This window comes from Marinomonas sp., from assembly GCF_039940335.1.
Taxonomy (GTDB): domain Bacteria; phylum Pseudomonadota; class Gammaproteobacteria; order Pseudomonadales; family Marinomonadaceae; genus Marinomonas.
Genome location: NZ_JBDVGW010000012.1, coordinates 302,853 through 326,156 on the forward strand (window position 1 = coordinate 302,853; position 23,304 = coordinate 326,156).

General features: G+C 45.0%; 20 protein-coding genes. 4 read left to right on the forward strand and 16 right to left on the reverse strand.

What is annotated here, in order from left to right; translation table 11 throughout:
• Nucleotides 1-27 precede the first annotated feature (27 nt).
• Both ABJF92_RS08840 and ABJF92_RS08845 read left to right on the forward strand, forming a co-directional pair.
• Nucleotides 28-3,477 (forward strand): DUF748 domain-containing protein, encoded by a 3,450-nt coding sequence (locus tag ABJF92_RS08840; RefSeq protein WP_446815425.1) that lies wholly within the window; start codon nucleotides 28-30, stop codon nucleotides 3,475-3,477.
• 135 nt (nucleotides 3,478-3,612) lie between these two features.
• Nucleotides 3,613-5,736 carry a TonB-dependent siderophore receptor gene (locus ABJF92_RS08845; protein ID WP_446815426.1) on the forward strand — a complete coding sequence of 708 codons (2,124 nt, stop codon included), beginning with the start codon at nucleotides 3,613-3,615 and terminating at the stop codon, nucleotides 5,734-5,736.
• 77 nt (nucleotides 5,737-5,813) lie between these two features.
• Here ABJF92_RS08845 and ABJF92_RS08850 read toward each other — a convergent pair whose 3' ends face one another.
• From ABJF92_RS08850 to ABJF92_RS08905, 12 genes are all read right to left on the reverse strand, one after another.
• Nucleotides 5,814-6,314: a dihydrofolate reductase gene (locus ABJF92_RS08850; protein ID WP_446815427.1), complete on the reverse strand. Its 501-nt coding sequence runs from the start codon at nucleotides 6,312-6,314 to the stop codon at nucleotides 5,814-5,816.
• A 451-nt stretch (nucleotides 6,315-6,765) separates the two neighbouring features.
• On the reverse strand, nucleotides 6,766-7,647 hold the full coding sequence (locus ABJF92_RS08855) for an NAD(P)-dependent oxidoreductase (protein ID WP_446815428.1): 882 nt from the start codon (nucleotides 7,645-7,647) through the stop codon (nucleotides 6,766-6,768).
• A gap of 123 nt (nucleotides 7,648-7,770) precedes the next feature.
• On the reverse strand, nucleotides 7,771-8,430 hold the full coding sequence (locus tag ABJF92_RS08860) for an NADPH-dependent FMN reductase (RefSeq protein WP_446815429.1): 660 nt from the start codon (nucleotides 8,428-8,430) through the stop codon (nucleotides 7,771-7,773).
• Between the two features lie 16 nt (nucleotides 8,431-8,446).
• Nucleotides 8,447-8,740: a hypothetical protein gene (locus tag ABJF92_RS08865; RefSeq protein WP_446815430.1), complete on the reverse strand. Its 294-nt coding sequence runs from the start codon at nucleotides 8,738-8,740 to the stop codon at nucleotides 8,447-8,449.
• A 104-nt stretch (nucleotides 8,741-8,844) separates the two neighbouring features.
• Entirely contained in the window at nucleotides 8,845-10,506 is a 1,662-nt protein-coding gene (locus tag ABJF92_RS08870; RefSeq protein ID WP_446815431.1) for an amino acid ABC transporter ATP-binding/permease protein, read from the reverse strand.
• Nucleotides 10,478-12,244 carry a thiol reductant ABC exporter subunit CydD gene (cydD, locus tag ABJF92_RS08875; RefSeq protein WP_446815432.1) on the reverse strand — a complete coding sequence of 589 codons (1,767 nt, stop codon included), beginning with the start codon at nucleotides 12,242-12,244 and terminating at the stop codon, nucleotides 10,478-10,480. The genes ABJF92_RS08870 and cydD overlap by 29 nt, the downstream gene beginning before the upstream one ends.
• A gap of 26 nt (nucleotides 12,245-12,270) precedes the next feature.
• The gene (gene cydX, locus ABJF92_RS08880; protein WP_446815433.1) at nucleotides 12,271-12,381 is read right to left on the reverse strand and encodes a cytochrome bd-I oxidase subunit CydX; all 111 of its coding nucleotides are present in this window, start codon (nucleotides 12,379-12,381) and stop codon (nucleotides 12,271-12,273) included.
• A gap of 53 nt (nucleotides 12,382-12,434) precedes the next feature.
• Nucleotides 12,435-13,562 carry a cytochrome d ubiquinol oxidase subunit II gene (gene cydB, locus ABJF92_RS08885; protein ID WP_446815434.1) on the reverse strand — a complete coding sequence of 376 codons (1,128 nt, stop codon included), beginning with the start codon at nucleotides 13,560-13,562 and terminating at the stop codon, nucleotides 12,435-12,437.
• Between the two features lies 1 nt (nucleotide 13,563).
• Complete coding sequence (locus tag ABJF92_RS08890; protein WP_446815592.1) at nucleotides 13,564-15,144, reverse strand: cytochrome ubiquinol oxidase subunit I; 1,581 nt, start codon at nucleotides 15,142-15,144, stop codon at nucleotides 13,564-13,566.
• A 596-nt stretch (nucleotides 15,145-15,740) separates the two neighbouring features.
• Complete coding sequence (locus tag ABJF92_RS08895) at nucleotides 15,741-16,712, reverse strand: transposase (protein ID WP_446815435.1); 972 nt, start codon at nucleotides 16,710-16,712, stop codon at nucleotides 15,741-15,743.
• Nucleotides 16,713-16,834: 122 nt separating this feature from the next.
• Complete coding sequence (arfB, locus tag ABJF92_RS08900) at nucleotides 16,835-17,248, reverse strand: alternative ribosome rescue aminoacyl-tRNA hydrolase ArfB (protein ID WP_446815436.1); 414 nt, start codon at nucleotides 17,246-17,248, stop codon at nucleotides 16,835-16,837.
• Nucleotides 17,249-17,314: 66 nt separating this feature from the next.
• A complete protein-coding gene (locus ABJF92_RS08905; protein WP_446815437.1) occupies nucleotides 17,315-17,512 on the reverse strand; it encodes a hypothetical protein in 198 nt (65 codons plus the stop codon).
• 109 nt (nucleotides 17,513-17,621) lie between these two features.
• On the opposite strand from ABJF92_RS08905, the gene hisA reads away from it, so the two are divergent.
• Together hisA and ABJF92_RS08915 are read left to right on the forward strand one after the other, a co-directional pair.
• On the forward strand, nucleotides 17,622-18,386 hold the full coding sequence (gene hisA / locus ABJF92_RS08910; RefSeq protein WP_446815438.1) for a phosphoribosylformimino-5-aminoimidazole carboxamide ribotide isomerase: 765 nt from the start codon (nucleotides 17,622-17,624) through the stop codon (nucleotides 18,384-18,386).
• 242 nt (nucleotides 18,387-18,628) lie between these two features.
• Nucleotides 18,629-19,438: a hypothetical protein gene (locus ABJF92_RS08915; protein WP_446815439.1), complete on the forward strand. Its 810-nt coding sequence runs from the start codon at nucleotides 18,629-18,631 to the stop codon at nucleotides 19,436-19,438.
• Nucleotides 19,439-19,522: 84 nt separating this feature from the next.
• Here the strand turns inward: ABJF92_RS08915 and ABJF92_RS08920 are convergent, their stop codons facing one another.
• The 4 genes from ABJF92_RS08920 to ABJF92_RS08935 all read right to left on the reverse strand — a co-directional run bounded on the left by ABJF92_RS08920 (nucleotide 19,523) and on the right by ABJF92_RS08935 (nucleotide 23,248).
• Nucleotides 19,523-20,260, reverse strand: a complete 738-nt coding sequence (locus ABJF92_RS08920) for a glutamine amidotransferase-related protein (RefSeq protein ID WP_446815440.1) — start codon at nucleotides 20,258-20,260, stop codon at nucleotides 19,523-19,525.
• An 80-nt stretch (nucleotides 20,261-20,340) separates the two neighbouring features.
• A complete protein-coding gene (locus tag ABJF92_RS08925; RefSeq protein WP_446815441.1) occupies nucleotides 20,341-21,150 on the reverse strand; it encodes an ABC transporter permease subunit in 810 nt (269 codons plus the stop codon).
• A complete protein-coding gene (locus ABJF92_RS08930; RefSeq protein ID WP_446815442.1) occupies nucleotides 21,150-22,097 on the reverse strand; it encodes an ABC transporter permease subunit in 948 nt (315 codons plus the stop codon). Before ABJF92_RS08930 ends, ABJF92_RS08925 begins: the two co-directional genes overlap by 1 nt.
• A complete protein-coding gene (locus ABJF92_RS08935; RefSeq protein ID WP_446815443.1) occupies nucleotides 22,094-23,248 on the reverse strand; it encodes an ABC transporter ATP-binding protein in 1,155 nt (384 codons plus the stop codon). The genes ABJF92_RS08930 and ABJF92_RS08935 overlap by 4 nt, the downstream gene beginning before the upstream one ends.
• Nucleotides 23,249-23,304: the final 56 nt, after the last annotated feature.

The following is a 23,304-nucleotide window of genomic DNA, read 5'->3' on the forward strand; positions in this document are numbered from 1 at the left end:
GCTCAATAGGATTTGATGCGTTTTATTATGACACGTCGACATTTTCGTAACTGGGTATTTTTTCCTGCCATTGTTATCGCAGGGCTTATCGTTATTCTCTGGCTGACCACCCCCTTGCTGGCCAAGCATTATTTAAACGACTACTTTCAGCAACAGGGCGAGACAGTTCAGCTAGAATCCCTTCGCATCGATTTCTTCCCCCCCCGAGTGGTGGTCAACCAGCTAGTGGTCAGTCAAGATCAACGAGAGACTCTAACGCTCAACAAAGCCGATTTTGAAATTGAATGGCTCCCTGTTCTCCAAAAAACGTTACGGATATCAAAGGCACAAATCGATGGCCTGGAATTGTCTATTTCTCAGCAAGATGACCGCTTAACCATAGCGGGTATTAACCTTGACCAATACACTCAGCCTAGCACCGAGAGTCAAACATCCGCTCAACCAGAAGTAACCCCAGACGAACAAGAGCAAGCCTCACCTTGGGGAATTAAATTACCTTTATTTAGTTTCACCAACAGCCAGATAAATCTTAGCCGCCAAGCCACTGCCGACAGTACACCTCAACTGGACACTATCGCCATTAACGAACTTGTTGTGGCGTCATTAATAGGGCAAGGAACAGACTGGCAAGGAAAGGTGTCGATTAACGCTGGGCTGAATGCCGCTAAGCTAGATATTAATAGTCAGTTTGATTACTCCTTGCTGCAAAGTACTGCTGATCTTACGATTACTCAGTTTGATCTACCTTTGTCGTCTTTAAGCAACTTCCTACCCGCCCCTTACAACCAAGCACAAGGTACTATACAGATTAACGGCGAAACTCAGGCAAGGCTTGAAATGCACGGGGAGCAAGACAGCTATCAGCTTAGCAAGTTAAACCTAGATACTCGTATCAATGGGCTAGAATTAGCCTTGGATGCACATACAAAAATGAGCAACGACCTTAGTACGCTTGCTATCAAGGATGCGATGCTTAACTTTATAAGCAACGAAGACGCTAACTTTCAAGGTCAGGTAGACGTTATTTTGGAAGCTAGCCACTACCAAGATACGCAACAACAGCTTGATTTGGATAGACTGCAATGGATAACGCAAGTTGATGCTCAGAAAAGCCAAGGGCAACTTAACGTTAACACTAAAGCTAACACTTTCGAGCTGACAAGTCTTGAAGGGCAAACTCAAGCCCAGCAACAAATACAGCTAGAAGGCTTACAACTCAACTGGCCTTTTACGTTAGCATTTAGTGAACAAGCCACTCAGCTATCTGCCCCAGCGACAAAATTGTCCCTTCAAGGGCTGGCACTTTCGTTGGTTCAACCAGAATCGGACCGCTCAGTAACAGAAGCCAACCCTTCGCAAGAGGAGTTAACCTCGCCACTTCAACAAAGCTTAAACGTTGGTAATCTAGAACTTTCCCTACCTGTACAAGTTCAGCAAAATGCAGCGTTACTTAACATTGACAGCCCTTTGACCAAACTCACTGCAGAGCAGCTTGTTCTTATTCAAGCTCCGATGGATGACTCTCAATCTGACTCATCAAACCAGCAAGTAGACATGGCTAAACTGTCTTTAAATACCCCGTTGTCCTTCGAGCAAGCCACAGAGCGTTTGTCATTCGCTAGTACTGAACTAACACTTCAAACTGAAGGTTTGAACCTTCTTAGCAATGCACTCAGCTTAACCAATGACGCGACCGAGATAACGCTAACGGACATTATGGCAACCCAAAGTCCAGACACTTTGGGTATTAGCCTCGGCAGTCAAATTAATAGCCGTAACCTTGTTGCTCAACAAGAAGACTTGCAAGCAAATTACCAAGACCTAACCATTCAAGACACCTTATCTTTGCAACAACATTCGCAAGGACTAACGCTGACGAACACAGCTTTATCCGTCCAACTTAATGGCCTTGCCGCCGCACAAGGAGAGCGTGAACAGCTAGACCTTCAGCAGCTTATTTTTAATGCGGCACAACTTGAGGTAGCACAAAACGAACAGCAACCTCTCGCTCTTAAAGGCGAAGCATTGAGCCTTGCCAGCCAAGGCTTAGACACTAGGTTATCAGCCAACAAACGCGCCCTTGCTTGGCAACAAGGAGGTTTTGAAAACCTTAACGTGCAGTACCAAGGAGAAGACTTTAGCGCCTCGCTAGAGAGTCTTGAAATTCTTGATATTAGCGCATCAAAAGACCTAGCCCCTAAAACAGAACTGCCTGCTTTAGCTAGCATTGCATCATTGAAAATTGCAGACGTTAAGGCGGATCAAGACGGGGCAAACATCAAGCAAATTGAGGTCAATTCCCTCATCGCAAACTTAGTATTGAATAAAGATAAGCAGTTGCAGAACCTCGTCTTTATTGAAGAAACTTCTCCCACAGTGCCTAAGACTGCAGAGACAGCTGAAACAACAGCCGATGAAACTCAGCCCGTTGAAGAGGTAGAATTTAAACCGCCTTATTATCTTGTTGTAGACAGTTTTGATGTGCAGGGCGATTCAAAGGTACGCTTACAAGACTTTAGCCAGTCCCCTCCTTTGGATCGTGATTTGAACATCAACAATCTGTCAGTGCGCAATCTTAATACTCAGGATAAAGAACAAGCTACCCAGCTTGTACTTCGAGCCAGACACGGTAAATATGCGACCCTAGAGGCGGATGTTAACCTTTGGCCGTTAGCAGATGAGCTCACCATGCAAAGTAAGCTCAAGGTACGCGAAGCGGAACTGCCGCCCTATTCCGCTTACATAGCTGACACCCTTGGTTATCAAATCGATTCTGGACAGCTTGATCTAGACCTGGATTTGGACTCTTTAAATGGCGAGCTAGATGGGGAATCCCATATTACACTGCGCCAATTTAACCTAGGTGGGCGCCATGAAAGTAGCTCTGTGGTGAAGGCTGGCGCCGTCCCTCTTAATATTGCAGTTGGTGCATTAAAAGACAGCCAGGACAACATTGAGCTGGATTTCCCTCTCACCGGTAATGTGGATAACCCTGAGTTTGGTTTACGTAGCCTGCTTATGTTGCCATTGCGTAAAGCATTATTTTCCGCCTCGAGTAGCTACCTGATGCAAACCTTTGTGCCCTATGCCAACGTCATCAGTATTGCGCAGTTAGCCAGTGAACAGATTCTAAAGATTCGTGTGAAGCCTCTTAACTTCGCCCCAGGCCAAGAAACGTTAGCAGAGGAGCAGAACGCTTTTCTCGAAGAGCTGTACAATTTGATGGTGAGTAAAGAAGACAGCCAGTTAAAAGCTTGTGGAGTAGCCACTTACCAAGACCTGATGCTAGAAACACAATCAGAATCAGCTATCACCAACGAGCAAACCAACCAACTTAAACAGCTTGCAGAATTAAGAGCAGATGCCTTAAAAGAGCACTTGGTAAACGCAGGAATCAAGTCTTCTAGGGTTCTATTATGCTCACCAGAACTTGATTTAAGTCGTGATGGAACCCCGAGGGTGGAATTGAACTTTTAACTAAGCCATTGGTAAGCGGCACATCACACCACGCTCTGTAAACAGTTTGTAAGTTTTCAAACGACTTTATTGATAGTGATTATCAACACCATTACAATGCGCACTTAATTCTCATCCCCGGTGTAAATTGTAATCATGAATGTAAAGTTTTCCCTTATATTAGCGCCTACCTGCAGTGCAATATTGTTTGCTAGCACTACACTCGCTAACGACAATACTTCTGTCAGTGTTACTCAAGATGACAGCAATGTTCAGCTTGAAGCCATCCAAATTGAAGGTCGCGCGTTGTCGTATTACAAGGAAGATGAAACTTCTGTTGCCACAGGAACGGCGACCCCAATTGATGAAACACCACAGTCTGTTCAGGTACTTACTGAAACCTTGATTGAAGATCAAGCTGCCAGACAAATAAGCGACCTTTACCGCTCGATATCTGGCGTTTCCTATAACAACTTCTCTGTGGTCACTATGCGAGGCTTTGAGCAAGACGTCATTCTTTATGATGGTCTAAAAGGCGACCCTTTTAGCGGCTTTAGCATTCCGCAACTATTCAACATCAGTGAAATTCAAGTCCTAAAAGGGCCTGCTGGTGCCATTTATGGCGCAGGGGACGCAGGTGGTGTGATTAACTATGTCACCAAGAAACCTAGCTATGAGCAGCAAAATCGCCTTGAAGTCACTGCAGGTAATGAAGATTTTCTAAGTGGTAGTGTTGAGTCTTCAGGCCCTGTTAACGAAGACGCTTCTCAGCGCTACAGAGTGGGTATTTATTCAAGTGGTGAAGACTCTTACCGAAATAATGTGGAAGAAGAAAACCGTATTATCGACCTAGGCTATGCTTGGGATTTAGACGCTAAAAACACGCTAAACCTGCAATACACGGATATTAAGCAATATATTACTGGGGCGCGAATTCGTGGTATTCCAACCGACGATGATGGTAACTTCTTAACCGACATTTCCTGGAATAATAATGAAAAGTCTGACTTCCAAGAACTGGACGCTCAGGTTTTCCAAGCGACTCTGGATCACAACATTAACAGCTGGTTAGACAGCCGTTTCAGTGCGCGTTATTTCGAAAATAAAGAAGTACAAAACTACCATGAGCTCAACTCATTAGTCGATACTGATGGCGATGGTAACTATGACGAAACGGTTCGCCAATACCGTGACCGCCAAGAAGAAACCAAAGGTTTAACTCTGGCTTCCAGCCTAGTGGCGGAACTGGATGACCACACGATCCTAGCGGGAGTTGACCTATACCATGAAGTCAACGACATGCTTTATTATCGTGCCACTGGGGAAAGTGATGGCGTTTCGAACCTAAGTTTCACTGACCCAGTTTATGGACAAACGGATGTTAGCGAGTACGATCTCGACCTACGTAATGATGAGCGTACGGTGCTGAATCGAGGCGGTGCTTATTTACAAGATCAATGGCGTGCATCAGATAAACTTAGTCTGGTAGCCGGTGGTCGAGTGGACTACATGAGCGAGGATTACACAGATAATACCGATAGCACAAACAACTTGTCTTACGATGATATCGGCTACTCTACCCGTTTAGGTGCGACTTATGAATTGAGCAAGCAACTGAAGCCTTACGCTTCTTACTCCACAGGCTTCACGCCACAAAGTGCAGACGATCAACAATACTCTGCCGATGGCAGTTTATTTGATCCAGAAAAAAGTCAGCAAGTGGAAGTAGGTGTACGCAGTTACTTGTTCAACAACCGTCTAAACCTTAACTTCGCCTTGTATCGCATCATCCGTAACAACATGCTGACCGATGACCCGGACGAAGATGAAGAAGATTACCTAATTTCCATTGGGGAAATTCGCAGTAAAGGTTTTGAGCTGGATGCGTTAGTCGACATCACGCCTCGCTGGGTTGCCAATGTTAACTACGCTTACAACGACTTAAAGGTTAATGAAACCAGCAACGACGGTCGCAACCTAGCCAACTCTCCATATCACCAGCTAGGTGTTTGGACTCGCTACGACTTCCCTAGCCTTTCCTCATCCATTGCCCTGGGTGCGGACTATGTTAGTCAACAGAAAAACCGTGATGATCAAATTGTTAAGCCTTTCACAGTTTACGACTTGTCTTGGCAGACCAACTGGGAAGACTGGAAATTCCAAGTTAACGTGAAGAATCTATTTGACAAGGAATACGCTGTCAGCGGCTTCACTGAAACCATCGGTTCTTATGTGGGCGAACCTCGCCGTGTTTACCTAAGCGCTGCCTACGACTTCTAAGTCCTATTCAGCAGACACAAAAAAGCGGGGCACTTCTGAAGTGACCCGCTTTTTTTATACTCAGCAGAAACCATGTGTTAATGACGAACTAGGTGCAGGGTTCGCCCGCCTTCCCAACGCTCTTCGCCATTAACCGCAAAATTACCGTTATCCCATTCACTGAAGACCAGATCTCCAGGCACAAGATCTTCGGTTTCCAGAACTTCTAATTGTGAGGTGTAAGGCAAAAGTTGTTTAAAAACTGCCAGTCCGCCGATCACTAATAGTTCCTCGCCACTTTCTTGGTATTGCTTCGCAAGACTAGCAAGGTCCGCCACAGGTACTACATGCGTTAAGTCTTTTGGTTGGTTAAACTTATCTTTATAAGTCACCACATACTTTGTCGCTCCCGCAAAACCTTTGGCATGCAGTCCCATCATATGTTGCTCATCCGTTAGTACCGCATGGCGCGTATGGTAGAGTTTACACATCTCCCCCATCATTGAAGTGGGCAGTAAATCACAGCGTTTTGCGTTGGTCGCGGCATCCGATGCACCAATTACTCGGTCTGCATCGCACATAAAAATCATTCTAATCATTTTAAAACCTATATCCCGGTATGCTCTCATGCATACTCTGCAGTTGATATTGACAAAAACCTTGATCGGTTTGCCATATCGATGACTCAGGCAACTCCTTTGCTGAATTCTCTAACGCCCCGATGCGTTACTCTCCAGTGGAGGCCTTATCTATCGTATGCAGGCTATGATAGTGCCCAAGACCACATCCTTCTAGGGTCAAAGGTGCAAGCAAATTGGTAAAATTCAGATAATGAAAACAACTTAAAAAAACTGTAAAAAGTGACTAAATAGCAGGGTTTAAAAGCCTTTTAGGCGAAAAAATTCAAAAAAAGCGGATATGTAAAAGAGAATGCTGAAAAAGCATGAATATAGAGGTTTTTTTAGGATGAACAGAATGGAAGAATTGTGAAGTAATAAGGCCGGATGATGCGAGATTTGCGTCATCCGGCCTTATTTACAGAGCGTGAGATTACTTAGCTAGTTTAAGAAAGTAATCAAAGATCTCTGGAACGTTTCCGTTACCCATATCCGCTGCAACCGCAGCTTGTAGGTTTGCAGAAGTACCTTCTGCAATTTTAGACTCTGTACCTAGATCGTTAACCATTTCTAGGAAGTAGCCAAGGTCTTTATTAGCGTTTGCAATAGAGAAACCAAGGTCACTTACGCCATCTACAGCGTAGTTTTTACAAAAGCCCATGAATGGAGAGTTAGAAGGACCCGTAGACATGATGTCAAACAATTGCTGACGATCTACGCCTGCTTTGTCTGCAACTGCAAAGGCTTGCGACATAGCCGTAACGGTTGTCATACCCATGAAGTTGTTGATCAATTTAGTTGTGTGGCCTGCACCTAGAGCACCTAGATGGAAAACGTTTTCGCCTTGCTCATCTAACACAGGCTTAACTTTGTTGAACGTTTCAAGGTCGCCAGCAGCCATGATGTTTAGCAAACCATCTTTAGCATGAGCAGGGGTACGACCTAGAGGTGCATCAATCATACCAGCACCTTTCGCAGCAAGGTCTGCACCAATTTTACGAGTAGAAGCCGGGATAGAAGTACCGAAATCGATTAGAACAGAACCTTCTTTAATACCAGCTAGGATGCCGTCTTCTGCGTAAACAACTTTTTCAACAACCGCAGATGTCGTAAGAGCCAACATCACGATGTCGCTGTTTTCAGCAAGTTCTTTCGCAGATGACGCTTCTGTTGCGTTACCACGAGCAATAACAGCTGCAACAGCGTCTTTGTTAAGGTCCATAACATTTACTTGAAAACCGCGTGTTTGCAGATTTTCAACCATGTTGCCGCCCATAAGACCAAGGCCGATAAAACCAATAACTGGCTTAGACATATTTAACTCCTAAAAGGTGTAATTGTATTATTATATTATTAGCAAGGCGTACAGAATATACATCTGTTTATATTATGGCAATCGTTGAGTGACAAAAATCACAATTTTGCCCTCCGCCCACCTTTAAGGGGCGTTGCGTTGTACTGGATTTTGCTTAAAAATGGCCGTTTTTGAAAGCGGGTCAACGTTGCCTCTATGGCTATGTGTTGCTTGAGCCCACCATTCTAACTGATGAATAGTACGGGCAAAATACTCGTACCAATCTGCTTGTTCTTCTCCTGGCATCATCTCACCTTGTTCATTAAAGACTTGCTGAGCTTTAGGCACATGGATCATGGCGGAAACAGGCAAGCAGCCTAACTCTGCTAAGAAGGTTCGCATCGTGACGGCCGCACGCATCCCTCCCCACTGGCCCGCAGAGTAACTAACGATCGCGCTTGGTTTATAAGAAAACAGGGAGCTGCCAAAATGGTTCAGCAAATTCGCCAATGCAGGGCTCATAGTGTGATTGTATTCTGGGCTCACCATCAAATAACCATCACTGTCGGCAATTTTCTGCGCTAGGTCACTCAGTTTGACTGGGGCTCGATCTTTCGGGTAAGCAAAATGAGGTTTAAAGACAGGTTCCACAGGAAAGTCCAGCACATCAATAAGTTCAATTTCATGATCGGGGTAATAGTGTTTAAAAGCCGCCATACAGGCCAGAGCAACTCTTAAGCCTAATCGAGCTGGACGCGGAGGCGTACTGTCACGCACACTGCCCAAAAATAATAGAAACTTCATAGTAGCTCCTGTTCTGTTAGGTGTATTGGATATGCAGAGCACTGAGTATGGCGAAGAAAAAAGCCAGCAGCATTGGAGAGGTAAGAATACCGATAATGACTAAAAACCATGCTAGAGCGTTCATCGCCATACCAGTAATATTTAGATGCATTATCGCCATCACGCTGCCCACTAAAGCAATCACGGCGGCCAATGGAACAAACACCACCCCAAGGGTAAAAATGCCTAAGACAGCAAATAAACTCGCTATTCCGCCTGCAGTACTGCCAGGATTTGCTACCTTCACATAAACAATTTCTTTGTGAGCCATGCCATGTCCTAAAAAATCAAACAGGCTGTATTGTAGAGAAAATAAATGACAAAAGGTATTTCAAAACTTTGCAGTCTAGATCTCTCTGCCTTAGGCGGTGCTCTCTAGGAGTCACTGGATAAGGTTACTACCTTAGCTTGCTCCCCCAAAGGGCTCGAAACATGACTAACGAGTAACAAGATATCTGGCTTAAAGTCCCCCATGAGGTGATGACTTATATGGGCAATCGTTTGTTTATCCAAGCCATCAAAAGGCTCATCGAGTAATAACACGGGTGCTTTTCTCAGTAATAAACGCGCCAGTACTAAACGTCTGCCTTGACCACCCGATAAATCCCTACCTTGAGGCGCTAATAGGGTATTCAATCCATTGGGTAACGTTTTTACCCAATCAGCCAATGCCACAGCGTCTAATACTGCCCACAATTCCTCTTCTGTCGCTTTAGAGTTGCCCAGTAATAAATTCGCTCCAATGCTTTGCTGGAAAACGTAGGGGGATTGGGGTAAGTAGCTGATCACTTGGCGAGCGCCTTGGTGCTGATAAAAGTCGATAGTCTGCCCATTTAATAAAGCTTCACCTTTAGACAGACAGTCACCTGCCAAAGCTGCTAAAAACGTCGACTTACCTGCACCACTCTTTCCTTTTAGCCACCAGCAATCGCCTCTTTTTACTTGCATCGTTAAGGGCTCATTACCCAAGCCTGTAGCGTCATGGAAGCCTCGCCACTGCTGAAGTTCGATTGTCTCAACCTTTGCTGATAAGGGCTGATCTTTTAGCTCATGATCTTGGCACAATTGATTCAAACGTTTTATGCCCACCTGAGACTGCCCTTGCGAAACAAAGCACTGAATCAGCGGCAAGACTAATTCGTTGACAGCAAGGATGGATAAAACAAAGCCAACCAGCCAAGGCCCTTGAACCCCTTCATTTAAATAGAAACGTCCATTTTGCCAAACGGACAGCAGATATAAACAGCTAAATAAAAGTCCGATGGTTACTATATAAGCCGCTAATCGGCCAGTAGTAGTGGCCTTTTGGATTCTCGCCTCCATATTTTGCTGTCTAACATCGAGCTCTTTTAACCTAGCGCCATAATCTTGCCAGTGACCACGAATCGTCAACGTCACCAGAGCAGAGAAAAAACTAATGAAACGACTGCGTCTATGGGTGCCCAAAATTTGCCCTATGTGAACAGCGCGACGTGCCTGCCTCCCTGCGATATAAGGCAATGCAATCAAGTGACAAAAAGCCCCGCATAACAAAGGCCAGATAAGGATTGGATCAATCAAACTGGCAAATACCATTACTCCAAGGTAGGCCAAGCTGGCGTATAACCAAGGTAGGAAAACCGCCAGTGGCCAACGAATAATCAGGTCAAGGTCACTTACTAAGCGCTGAAGTAGATCTCCTTTTGCTTGTTGGCTTTGATCCGCCGAAGCTTGGTTTACCCTTTGTTCCCAAACCCATAATCTAAGCGTTCGCAATAGGCCTAAAAGATGATTATGGGCTGTAACTTGCTCACCATAGCGCCCAGCGGTGCGTAATATTGCCATAAGGCGCACAATCGCCCCTGGGGTTAGATAATTAAACACCAGAGCCAGCCCCAACGCAGTAGCCAGCCCTGCCGCACTGATAAACCAGCCAGACAAGCCCAGTAATACCACCGCCGCTAAACTAGCAATGGCCCCAAGCAGGACAGGCACAATAAAACTCATAGGCTGAGCCAAAATGACGCTTTTAAGCGATAGCTTGCTGCTCTGCTTCATACAGGCCTCCTTTGTTTAGCTGCCAATGGCGATCAGCCCAAGGTATTGGGTGAGTATCATGACTGATCAGCAACATGGTTTTGCCTTTTGATGCTTTCTCTAAGGTGGCTAAAACAGCCTTGGCGGTGTCCGCATCCAAACCAGAACAAGGCTCGTCCAGTAGCCAAACATCCGCTTTGGACAACAAAGCACGTGCTATGGCTAAACGCTGCATTTGGCCACCCGATAAGCCGCCCCCCATTTCATTTAACTTAGTGTCCAAGCCATCAGGTAGGGTCTGAATAAACTCAGCACATTGACTGTCTTTTAGGGCTTGTTCGACATCCTCTTGGCAAGCCTCCTCTATGCCCAGAAGAAGGTTACGACGAATACTGCCGTTTACCCATTCAGGCTGTTGAGGCAACCAAGCCAAACGCTGTCGCCAAGCCTTCAGATCTAACTGACGAAAGTCCTCTCCTGCGACAGCTAGATGGCCGCTGTAACCTTTTTCAAATCCTAGCAGCACATGTAATAAGCTCGACTTTCCTACCCCAGATTCACCACTTAGCCAAACTCGTTCACCTATGCCTAACTCTGCGTTTATTTCTCCGAGGCGGGTTCGATTAGACTCTTGCCAAGCAAAGCCCTCAAAACTTATCAGGCTGTCGCCCCCTTGCTGGTTTGCTTGCTTATATCCCATAGACTTTTCTGCCCAAGGGGCGGCTTGTTCTAGAGTTGTTTTTTCAGTGAATTGGCTAATTTCCATCAAGTCTGTAGCGGCGGCCTCGGCTTTTTGCTTGGCATGATAGTCATTACCTAATTGGCGCAAAGGTAAATAAAATTCTGGGGCGAGTAGCAGCAAGAACATGGCTTGCGTCAAAGTGACTGGCGATGACCCTAACTGCCAAGGCAAAGCTTCTAATAAACCCAGCCCTAAATACAAGGCCACCATGGCAATCGCTAAAGAAGCAAACAGCTCTAGCGTGGCGGTAGATAGAAAAGCTAACCGTAGCACCTTCATTGTGGTGTGCTGATAGGCGCTGGCACTGACCGACAAGCGTTGCTTAGCTTGTTCACATTGTTGTAGGCGTTTGAGCTCGGCCAGCCCCTGATTCAAATCCATAAATTGATTGGACAACATGGACAACACCGAAAATTGCTTACGATTAGCTTGCGCCGCTTTATGACCGACAAAAATCATAAAAACGATGACCAGTGGTGCCGTCACCATAAAAATAACAAACGCGACCCATGATACGGGCAACACAGTTACTAAAATGGCGCATGGAATAAAGCTCACCATAAACACTTGCGGCAGATAACGGCTGAAATAATCGTCTAAGGCGTCGACCTGCTCATAGATACGAGTAGATAAGCCGCCATCTTCATCAATGTTTAAGCGTGCAGGACCAAGGGCCGTAAGTGTTGTTATCAGTCTCGCTCGCAGCGTATAGCGTATCTCTCGACTGGCGGCAGCGCTAAGCCCATCACGGACAAAACCGCTCAAGCCACGCACCAGCATCGCCAATAAAGCCACACCTAAAAACACCATGCTAAAACGTTGTTGCAGAGCAAGTTCGGCAAATACCTGAGCCAGCATCCAAGCCTGTACAATAAGAGCTAAAGTAAACAGAACCCCAAAGACTTTCACCCAAAGGTAACGACGCTGCTGAGAAAGCGCTAATGAGGACAAAAACTGCCCTTCTAAAGACTTTTCTCGGCGTGCCTTAGTTGCTTTGCTGCGTTGCTTTCTTAGCATGGTGACAACCTTTTTTTTGGAATGAGTTAGGACTGTTCTTCTTCCCCTTCATAACCGCTAAATTCCAACCACACGGCATTGATAATACCGAATGAGCAAGCCAACAAAATGCCTAAAATCCAAGCAAAATACCACATAGTGTTCCTCCTGCAGGGCGGCCATGAGCCACCATGCGTCCTATACATATTGATTAATAAAGTGAGTGCTGGTTATTTTCGATATCCGCTTTATTTAAGCGACCATACATCACGAAATAGCTCCAAAGGGTGTAACTCAGCACAATCGGCACAAACACACAGGCCACCACAAACATAATGGATAGAGTGTTTTCGCTGGAGGTGGCATCCCACATGGTTAAGCTCATGCTTGGGTGAGTAGATGAAGGCATCAAAAATGGGAACATTGAGCCCCCTGCAGTGACGATAATGCCAGCAATACCAATGGAAGAGCTTAAGAATGGCAACACACCTTGCTTCACAAACACGGACATAAGCATGCCTAAAACCCCAAGGATCGGCGCTAACATCAACAGAGGATATTTATCATAATTGGTTAACCAAGCGCCTGCTTGCGTTTCAGCCGTCTTCATCAAGGGGTTAAGTACCTGATTACCATCAATTTGACTGGTAATAACATAGCCATCGATCCCTTTTGCTAACCAAATACCCGCCGCAATAAACAACAGCAGAGTTAAGCCTCCACTGATGGAAGTGGCCTTAGAAGCTTTACGCTGTAAGTCCCCTTCAGTTTTCATTTGCAACCACGCGCCCCCTTGAGTCACCAGCATTAGCAAACTCACCAAACCACATAAAATTGCGAACGGGTTCAACAGCGCAAAGAAAGAACCTGTGTAGGTCATGCGTAGGTAATTGTCGAATTCAAATGGCACCCCTTGAAGCAAATTACCAAAGGCGACACCAAACACGATAGGTGGCACAGCGGAGCCAAAAACAATGCCCCAATCCCAAGCGTTACGCCAAGTGCTTCCTTCTAATTTTGAACGGTAGTCAAATCCAATTGGACGGAAAAACAGTGCCGCCAACACCAGCATCATGGCCATATAAAAGCCAGAGAAAGATGCGGCATACACCATAGGCCAAGCGGCAAACAAAGCACCACCTGCGGTAATAAACCAAACCTGATTACCATCCCAGTGAGGAGCGATCGAGTTGATCATTATACGGCGCTCGTGGTCACTGTGACCTATCACTTTCAACAGGCTACCAACCCCCATGTCGAAGCCATCGGTCACTGCAAAGCCAATCAGTAATACCCCGACTAGCACCCACCAAATTAACTTTAAAAATTCGTAATCCATGTTACACCTCTGTCTTCGCATTTAGCTGAGCAGTTTCTTTTTCTAATGCGTAACGGCCCGTATGCAAACTTGATGGGCCTTGCTTAGAGAAACGTATCATTAGGTACAATTCGGCAATAAGGAACACGGTATAAAGTGCTGTCATGATACTCATGGTGGTCCAGATTTGACCTGCAGTGAGATTTGAAACCGCCGCATGAACAGGAAGGATCTCACCAATGGCCCAAGGTTGACGACCGTATTCCGCAACGAACCAACCTGTTTCACAAGCAATCCAAGGCAGTGGTAAACACAACATAATAACCTTAAGAAACAAAGGATTTTGACCGATACGGCGGCGAGCGTTTTGATAAAAGGCGGCGGCAAACACCACCAGCATAATGAAGCCACAAGCAACCATGACACGGAACGAGAAGAACAAAGGCGCGACTTGCGGGATAGAATAATCTACCGCCTGATCGATTTGCTCTGCTGTGATTTGATTAAAATCTGTATTGTAGGCCGTCACCAATAGCCCATAACCTAGATCACCCTTCACTTTTTCAAAGTTGGCAATCACTAAGTCATCCGCCGCACCTGAACGTATTTTTTCCAACAGTTGATTGGCATAAATACCGTTGATGATACGTTGACGATTATGTTCTTTTAGTTCTTTAAGCCCTGTCACCTCTTCTGTTAACGAACGGGTAGCGATCAGACCCATAAGCCCTGGGACCCGTAACGCGTATTCTGTTTCTTCTAACTCTTGGTTAGGGAAACCAATGATGGTGAATGGCGCAGGGGCTTCATGGGTTTCCCACTCAGCTTCAACCGCGGCTAACTTAACCTTTTGCACCTCGCCCAACTCGTAGCCAGACTCATCGCCCAAGATAATTACACTTAACACAGACGCCAGACCAAACGCCGAAGCAATGGCGAAAGAGCGACGCGCGAAGGCCAAATCACGACCTTTAAGAAGATAATAGCTGGACACCACCAATACAAACATCGCCCCTGTGGTGTAACCGGCTGAAACCGTATGGACAAACTTAACTTGCGCCACTGGGTTCAATATCAGAGCGCCAAAATCCACCAGCTCCATACGCATGGTTTCATAATTAAACTCTGAGCCAACAGGATTTTGCATCCAGCCATTGGCGATCAAAATCCACAAGGCGGATAAATTGGAGCCTAACGCTACCCCCCAAGTCACCATCAGATGCTTCACCTTGCTGAGCCTGTCCCAACCAAAGAAGAACAAACCCACTAGAGTTGATTCAAGGAAGAAAGCCATTAGTCCTTCAATCGCCAAAGGTGCGCCGAAAATATCCCCCACATAGTGCGAGAAATACGACCAGTTCATACCAAACTGAAACTCCATGGTAAGGCCTGTGGTCACCCCAAGCGCAAAGTTAATACCAAACAACTTGCCCCAGAACTTCACCATGTCCTTGTAAACCTGCTTGCCAGTGATTACATAGACGGACTCCATAATCGCCAGCAAAAACGCCATACCTAGCGTGAGAGGAACAAACAAAAAGTGATACATCACCGTTAACGCAAACTGTAACCGCGAGAGGTCCACGACCGCTTCATTTATCATAATGACTTCAACCCATACATTTGATTGAGACAAAGGCGACATCAGACATCTTTTTCATACAATGCTCTTTTTGTACAGCGCCTCACCGTAGCCTTAACATCAAGGCCTACTATGAGCGTGGATTATCTGTGAAGGCATCGAACAGAACATTGCCCTGTGTCAATTTTGTAGATCAAGAAAAATTGAGCCCCAAAACAAACAAACAAGAAGAATAAATAAAACCCTAAAAATCAACAACTTATATAAAGTCATCGTCTCATTTACGTTTATTGACCTAGATCAAACAAAGCGCTTACAAACAAAATAGCGCCCTCCACGACATCCAATTAACTAGGACACACACCTTTATACCCACCTATCCTTACTAACATCTAACAAGGACAGGCACCTTTATTTCCACATAAAATTTCAGACGCACACTCTTCTCACAGAAAGAAGGCAGTTGCTTAATGGAACGAAAGACTCAAGTGGAGTTATTTGTATGAAAAAGAAGAATTAATAAGGAATTTACTGAAATGAAAGCGCAATAAAAGCTCGACTTGGCATCGATTACCAATAATAAGTAGCTCTAAGATTCTAGGTTGCTTTCTATTTTGCTAAGCGAACAATTGACAACTCTTTGGACTAGCCTTTCGTCGTTTATGGTGACATTGGCAATAATGATTAACTGATCTTTCTTGACCGACCACACTCCCTGTTCGTTCTTCAAACTTTGTGGCGATCGACAGCCAGTTTTCTGATGATATGTTGAGTCGCGTCAAAATTGGCATGAGTTCAATATTGATAGATCCAGCCTTCCCATCTTTCAATATCCTCCCTGTCATATCTAGAAGCTCTAGATAATCCAGTAAACTAAAAGGCAAACCACTGGGCATGTCTTGCCTGGAATTACCCACAAAAGGATAAAGGACTTTAGGCTGATAGCACTTTTGTGCACAGCCTGCACGTTGTTTTACACTGGTATAATCTGAGTCTTCAGGAGTTTGACAGAGATTAGATCGGACTGGGTTTAAATCCACATAAGCCATGCAAGCTATTAAGGCAGCTTCGTCTAACAAAGCTTGCGATTTGAATCGACCTTCCCAAAAATGACCTGTGCAGTTGTCTTCACTATTTGCTTTGCGAGCAATGGGTTCATTCAATTCTTTCATGAACCAACTAATACTCATTAGACGAGCTCGATAAGTATCTGCCAGGTTTTCAACAAGTTTAAGTGTATGCTCTGGTAATACCTCGCCCTTAACATATTGTTGTGTAAAGAAAGTCCCTCTATGCAACCTATGCCAACGGTTAAGTACTTCTAATGTGGACCAGTTAGTAACAGCGTCTTCGTCTACATGGAGAACAACATGTAAATGGTTGCTCATCACTGCATAGGCACAAACATCGATAGAAAAGATACCTGCTAGGAACAATAAACGCTTTTCGACCCAAGCACGTCGATGTTCGTAACTTACTCCGGTGGTCGAATCCTCTCCGCATAAAAAGGCTCGTCGTACACAACGTGAGACACAATGATAATAAGGGGTATCTTTCAAACAGACTTTCTTGCTCCTTGAAACGGCCATAACTCTCTCCTTCCTTGGAATAGCAATTAATTATAGAAAAGATTTGGAAATAATCATGGTAAAGTTTAGAGCGTTGATCATACCTGGGCTGGAATGGTGCCTGTCTGTTAAATAAGAGGGAGTTAGTAACTGACTTTTTGGCGTAGGTTTTTGGTTTGACCTTTTTGTTTTTTCTTTTCGATGCGCTTTCGCTGAGAAGATTTAGTCGGCCTAGTTGCACGACGGGCTTTTTGCATTTTAGTAGCTTCTTGAATTAAGTCTTTTAAACGATTCAAAGCATCTTCTCGATTAAGCTCTTGCGTCCGGTGCTGTTGCGCTTTTAAAACAATGTCACCTTCTTTAGTGAGGCGTGTATCTTTTAACGACAACAGTCGTTCTTTATAGAAAACAGGCAAGCTGGAGGCATGAACATTAAATCTTAGATGTATCGCCGAAGAGACTTTATTAACGTTCTGACCACCAGCGCCCTGGGCACGAATAGCCGTCAGTTCGATTTCATGCTCGGGGATGGAAACGTTGTTGGAGATTTGTAACATAAGGGCTGCCAATAATAATCAACCCTTATGATAACAAATTATGCCAAGGCTCGGGGCTTTGTTTCTTTAGAGCTCTGGCGGTGCAAGCAATGCCATAAATATGGTTTCCACCCGTCCACCAATCATTCTTACCCGTTCTGTCGCTTTATAGATAAATACTTGATCATTAAGAACACTTTCATCCAATACATAATCCACCTGAATATCACCAAGACAAAGTAAACCATCAAAGAGCTCCTTAGTACGGGCATTCGGAGCTTGCATTGTTTGAATTCTCGACTTAGACAGCTTTTTCTCACCTTGCAGATATCGTTAAAGCCATCAGGATCGGTTACACTGACTCTCTTGTATTCATCTTTTTTTGGAGCGTTTAGTGACTCAGTTTCGCCCTTGTATCGATCTTCACCAAGGCAAGGTAAAACAAATTGTAGGTGGCAGCCTTAATGATAAAGGTGCCAAAGAAAATTTTATCAGCGATTATGATGCGGCTTATTACGCCGCTTTGTATCGCGAGCATAATTTGACCGGTGGTCATGTTATCGCCCTAGGCAAAGGTAACCAAGACGAAGCCATTAGCGCATTGCGTACTTACCCTAACGGCCTACAATTTGGCGGTGGTGTAAAAGCCAATAATGCCGCGAGTTACTTACAAGCAGGCGCTTCGCACGTCATTGTTACTTCCTACTTATTTAAAGATGGTGAGTTTTCTTGGGATAGGCTCGACAAGATTAAACGAGAAACTGGTGTTGACCGTCTCGTTTTAGATCTAAGCTGTCGACGTACCCAAGATGGTTGGTACATCGCTACAGACCGCTGGCAAACCATTACCTCGACACAGGTAAACCAAGAAAATCTAGTTGAGCTGGCCAACCACTGTGATGAATTTTTAATTCATGCTGCAGACGTAGAAGGCCTACAAGCAGGAATCGATGAAGAGCTTGTCAGTTTGCTTGGTCAAGACTGCCCAGTCCCAGTAACTTACGCAGGAGGTGCACGATCCCTTGCTGATCTAAATAAAGTCCATACTCTATCCCAAGGGAGAGTGGATCTTACCATTGGCAGTGCATTGGATATTTTTGGTGGTGCCGGCGTCACTCTAGACGAATGTATTCTATTCAACCAAACCCAGCTTCGCTAAGCATCTTTTCCAATACCCCTTACCTTGCATGATATCTGGCTGGTAAGGGTGCCTGTCCTAGTTTCAAAGCTAGACGAATAGATTCTTTTCGAACAAACCTAGTAAGCCCAATTATGAATCTTTATTTGTTCTAAGCTTTACAACAAATAAGGGCTATCTCCCTGTGTCGTACCTCGACATGCCAAGGCGCATACCTCATACTTAGCGTTTGTATTATTTATTATTAATCTCAGGATTATTTCATGCTGTCATATCGTTTTGGCCTTTTGCTGTTAACTCTTTTGCTGGCTGCCTGTTCCACCCCGTCTTCGCAGCAGTCCACAAATCAAGCAGACCACTCTACTTCTGGCTCTTTTACAGAGAACACACAAACTGATGTAGATGACACTAAGGTTGTACTACCAACAACTGAAGCTGATCACATACACACCACACCGTCACAAATAAATCCTGACAATTTAATCACCACTCCAGCCCTTTTAGTGGATAAAAAGCTCATCAGTGAAATGAACACTGAGCATCAGCTTGCGGTAGAAAACCACCAAACATTGCTCCACGCCATGGGCCCTGAAAAAGCACCGGAATTACCAAGAAACCTAACCACTGAGCAACTAACGGACAGTTTGGTACAGCAAAAAATACTAGAATTGCAAACCTTCAACAGCCAAGCCAAAGCAACCTTAGGCGCACTCACTGAACGAGCCAAACAACGTAAAAGCAGTGAGGTAAAAGGCGATCATGTACAGATTTTCTTTTCAGAGATTAGTATTCAGCACCCTGACAATGGTTTCAATGCCCAACCTTTAGTCGGTCAATGGGTGCGGGGCGAGCAACGAAGTATTCGCTTGAATAACAACTTTCTTATCGATCCTCCTTTGTCTGAAACACTCAGTGTGACCTTTAGTGAAAGCTACCAAGTCTTACTTAATGGCCAACTCATTGTTTCCATCGACCCGAATCGAGAAAAGAGCGATGCCAGTTTTACGGTAAACACAGTAGATCAGCAAGGCCAAGTAACTGGCAAACTTGGCTATCGTATTATCACGCCTTAAACTTTTTCATGCGCCATCAAAAATGCCCGCAACGTCAACGTTAGCGGGCATTTTTATGTCCAGCATTCACTAGGGTATTGAGAGCTAGGCGATACGAGCCTGATGTGCGGCTTTAATAAAGTCAGCTAACATGGCAATTACCACAGGAGAATCTAGCTCACAGCTTGCCACACTTTCAGCTCCTTGCTCAGCAATATGAGCTGAGAAACTTTGTCCCTTAAGGGTATCGATCAAAACCGATTCGTAGGCTTTGCTAAACTCTGGGTGGCCTTGCAAGGTCACAATGTGCTGATCGTAAACCAGCCCAGCGTTTTCACAAAATCTCGATTGAGCAAATCTTGTCGCTCTGCTTGGCTTATCTACCACTTGGTCTTGATGCATGGCACAGATGGAAAATTCAGTAAGCTTTTCCGTTAACCCAGCTACCGAAGCAATGCCCGGCATTGTCTGATATTGATGAATGCCGACGCCCCAGCCCCCGTCGAACTTAGCGACTTTACCGCCAAGCGCATCGGCAATAATTTGATGACCAAAACAAATGCCCACCAAGGGTTGTTTGTTGGCGTCAATTTCACGGATCAGGTCATTGAGTGTTAGCATCCAAGGTAATGCTTCATACACATTTGACCGAGAACCGGTAATCAACCACGCATCACAAACATCCGCACTGGTTGGGAAAACACCTTCACGTACATCAAAGATTTCAAATTCAAAATCTGCCGCTTGTTGCCCTAACAAGGTCACAAACATTCCTGCATAAGAACCAAATTCTGGCAATAAGCTATCCGGTGTAATACCCGCCGCTAAGATTCCAACTTTCATTCATTTCACCTTATTCAAATCGGCCACCACTACTAACGGGAAGTGGCCATGTTGCCTAAATAATCATTTAATTTGAGTTGCTAGGGCATCTTGTATTTGTCTTGTCGACGCATAATCACTATCGCAGCGATGACCGCAATGGCGACCACTAATATCATTAAACTGGCCAACGCGTTGACTTCAGGAGACACCCCTAAACGTACCTTAGAAAAAATAACCATAGGCAGAGTGCTATTACCCGGCCCAGATACGAAGCTGGCGATAACCAAGTCATCCAAAGATAGAGTAAAGGACAACAACCACCCAGAGATAATCGCTGGAGCAATCAAGGGCAAGGTCACCAAGAAAAACAAGGAAGAAGGTTTAGCACCCAGATCCATCGCCGCTTCTTCCAAGGTTTCGTCCATCGAAGATAAGCGCGACTGCACGACGACCGCTACGTAGGCAAGACAAAAAGTCGTATGCGCGATAACAATTGTTCCTGTACCACGACCAGCTGGCCAACCAAACATAGATTCCATGGCAACGAACAACAGCAAAAGCGACAAACCGGTAATCACGTCTGGCATCACCAAGGGAGCCGTTACCCAGCCGGATAAAATTGTCTTACCACGAAAGCGCCCCATTCGACTCAGCACAAACCCTGCCATGGTTCCCAACACCGCCGCAAGGGTGGCACTGATAGCGGCGATTTTAAAACTTAATAATGCGGCATTAATAATCTGTTCGTTTTCAAATAGCGCGATATACCACTTAATTGACCAACCACTCCACACCGTCACTAGTTTGGACTCGTTAAAGCTGTAAATGATCAATGAGATGATCGGCGCGTATAAAAACACAAAACCAAATAAAGCTGAGCCATTTAAAAACAGAGATCCACTTTTCATTACACTTCCTCCTGCTTGCTACGGCTACGAATAAACATAATTGGCCCCACCAACACGATCAGCATTATGGTTGCCACGGCAGAAGCCATTGGCCAATCTCGGTTCAAGAAGAACTCATCCCACAAAACACGTCCTATCATAAGGGTATCTGAACCCCCTAGTAGCGCTGGAATAATAAACTCCCCTACCGCAGGAATAAACACTAACAAACAGCCCGCAATAATACCTGGCATGGCCTGAGGAATGGTCACTAGGAAGAACGCTTGGTAAGGCTTAGCGCCTAAATCTTTAGCGGCTTCCAGTAGGGTTAAATCCATTTTTTCTAGCGCGGTGTAAAGTGGCAAGATCATGAAAGGCAAATAGGTATATACGATGCCTATGTACACCGCAAAATCGGTTTGTAACATGATCAAGGGCTGATCAATAATGCCCAACCCCATGAGGAATTCATTCACCACACCATTCTTCTTAAGCAGTCCCATCCAAGCGTAAACACGCAACAAAAAAGACGTCCAGAAAGGCAAAATAACTAACGATAATAAAATAGTACGTTGCATTGGACTGCTTCTTGCGATCAAGTAAGCGATCGGAAAGCCCAGCAGCAAGGTGAAAAAGGTTGAGATGCCCGCAATGCGAATCGAACTCAAGTAAGCATCAAGATAAAAACGGCTCTCAAATAAAAATAAATAATTACCCAAGGTGATTTTTAGGGTGGCGTAAGCTTCATCACTGTTCCATTCCACTAGTGGAGAATACGGCGGTACAGCAATCATGGATTCCGCTAGGGATATTTTAAATACCACCAAAAATGGGATAAAGAAAAACACGGCTAACCACAGGGTTGGCGTCAATATAACGGCCAAACGACCTATATTAAACGCCAGCAATCGACTTAATTGACGACGCAAAAAGGACTGCGTCTCAACATTGGAAGAAGCGAGATTCATGACGTTAATACCACGCTGCTAGGCATGTCCCAAGACAAATAAACCGACTCGTCCCAAGTAAGTCTATCCCCCATATCTCGCGCATTGTTTGGCAAGGTCACACGAACTTCTTTACCACTGGTCAAACGCACTTTGAAGACCGACTGACTGCCCATGTAGGCGTAATCGGTGATGATCCCCGGCAGACTGTTAAACTCAGCATCAGGGCGTTCGCGGCTAATGCGCATTTTTTCCGGGCGAATAGCGACAGAAACACTCTGGTTCGGCACACAACTAATGCCATGATGAGCTTTTATCAATTGATCCATATCTGGAGAGTGTATGGTAACGCTGTCCTTTTCGCTGGTTATCACAGAACCTTCAAAAAGGTTCACATTACCAATAAACTGAGCGACAAAACGGTTCGCTGGGTATTCGTACATTTCATGAGGCTCCGCAATCTGAGCGATATTGCCCTGATCCATTACCCCGATGCGAGTCGCAAGCGTCATGGCCTCTTCTTGGTCATGGGTTACCACCACGAAGGTGATGCCTAACTCATCTTGCAGATTAATCAATTCAAACTGTGTTTCTTCCCGTAACTTTTTATCCAACGCGCCTAACGGCTCATCTAACAATAAAAGCTTAGGACGTTTAATTAAGGCTCGGGCTAATGCCACACGTTGGCGTTGACCTCCGGATAGCATGTGCGGTTTACGTTTTGCCAAATGGCCCAACTGCACCATGTCCAGCATCTTCTGTACGCGTTGTGCCACTTCTTGACTCTTAACCCCTTCGCGACGCAAACCAAAGGCTACGTTGGCTTCAACATTTAAATGGGGGAACAAAGCATAGGATTGGAACATCATGTTTACTGGACGTTCCCATGGTTCGATATTGGCCATATCGACACCATCAATGAGGATGCGCCCACTGGTCGGTTTTTCAAACCCTGCCAGCATACGCAACAAGGTACTTTTACCTGAACCTGAACCACCTAAAAGACAGAAAAGCTCATTTTTGTATATATCCAATGACACTGAATCCACCGCAGTAAATTCGCCAAATTTCTTGGTAATCTGCTCAATTTGCACAAAAGGCTTTGCCTTGGTGTCACGCCAAGATTGAATGATTTGTGGATGTGCTTTTTCAGTTTCTGAGGATATAGACATGGTTTACCTTTAATTTTTTATAAGCTCGAATTCGATCGCTTCAAATTTTTTACTGG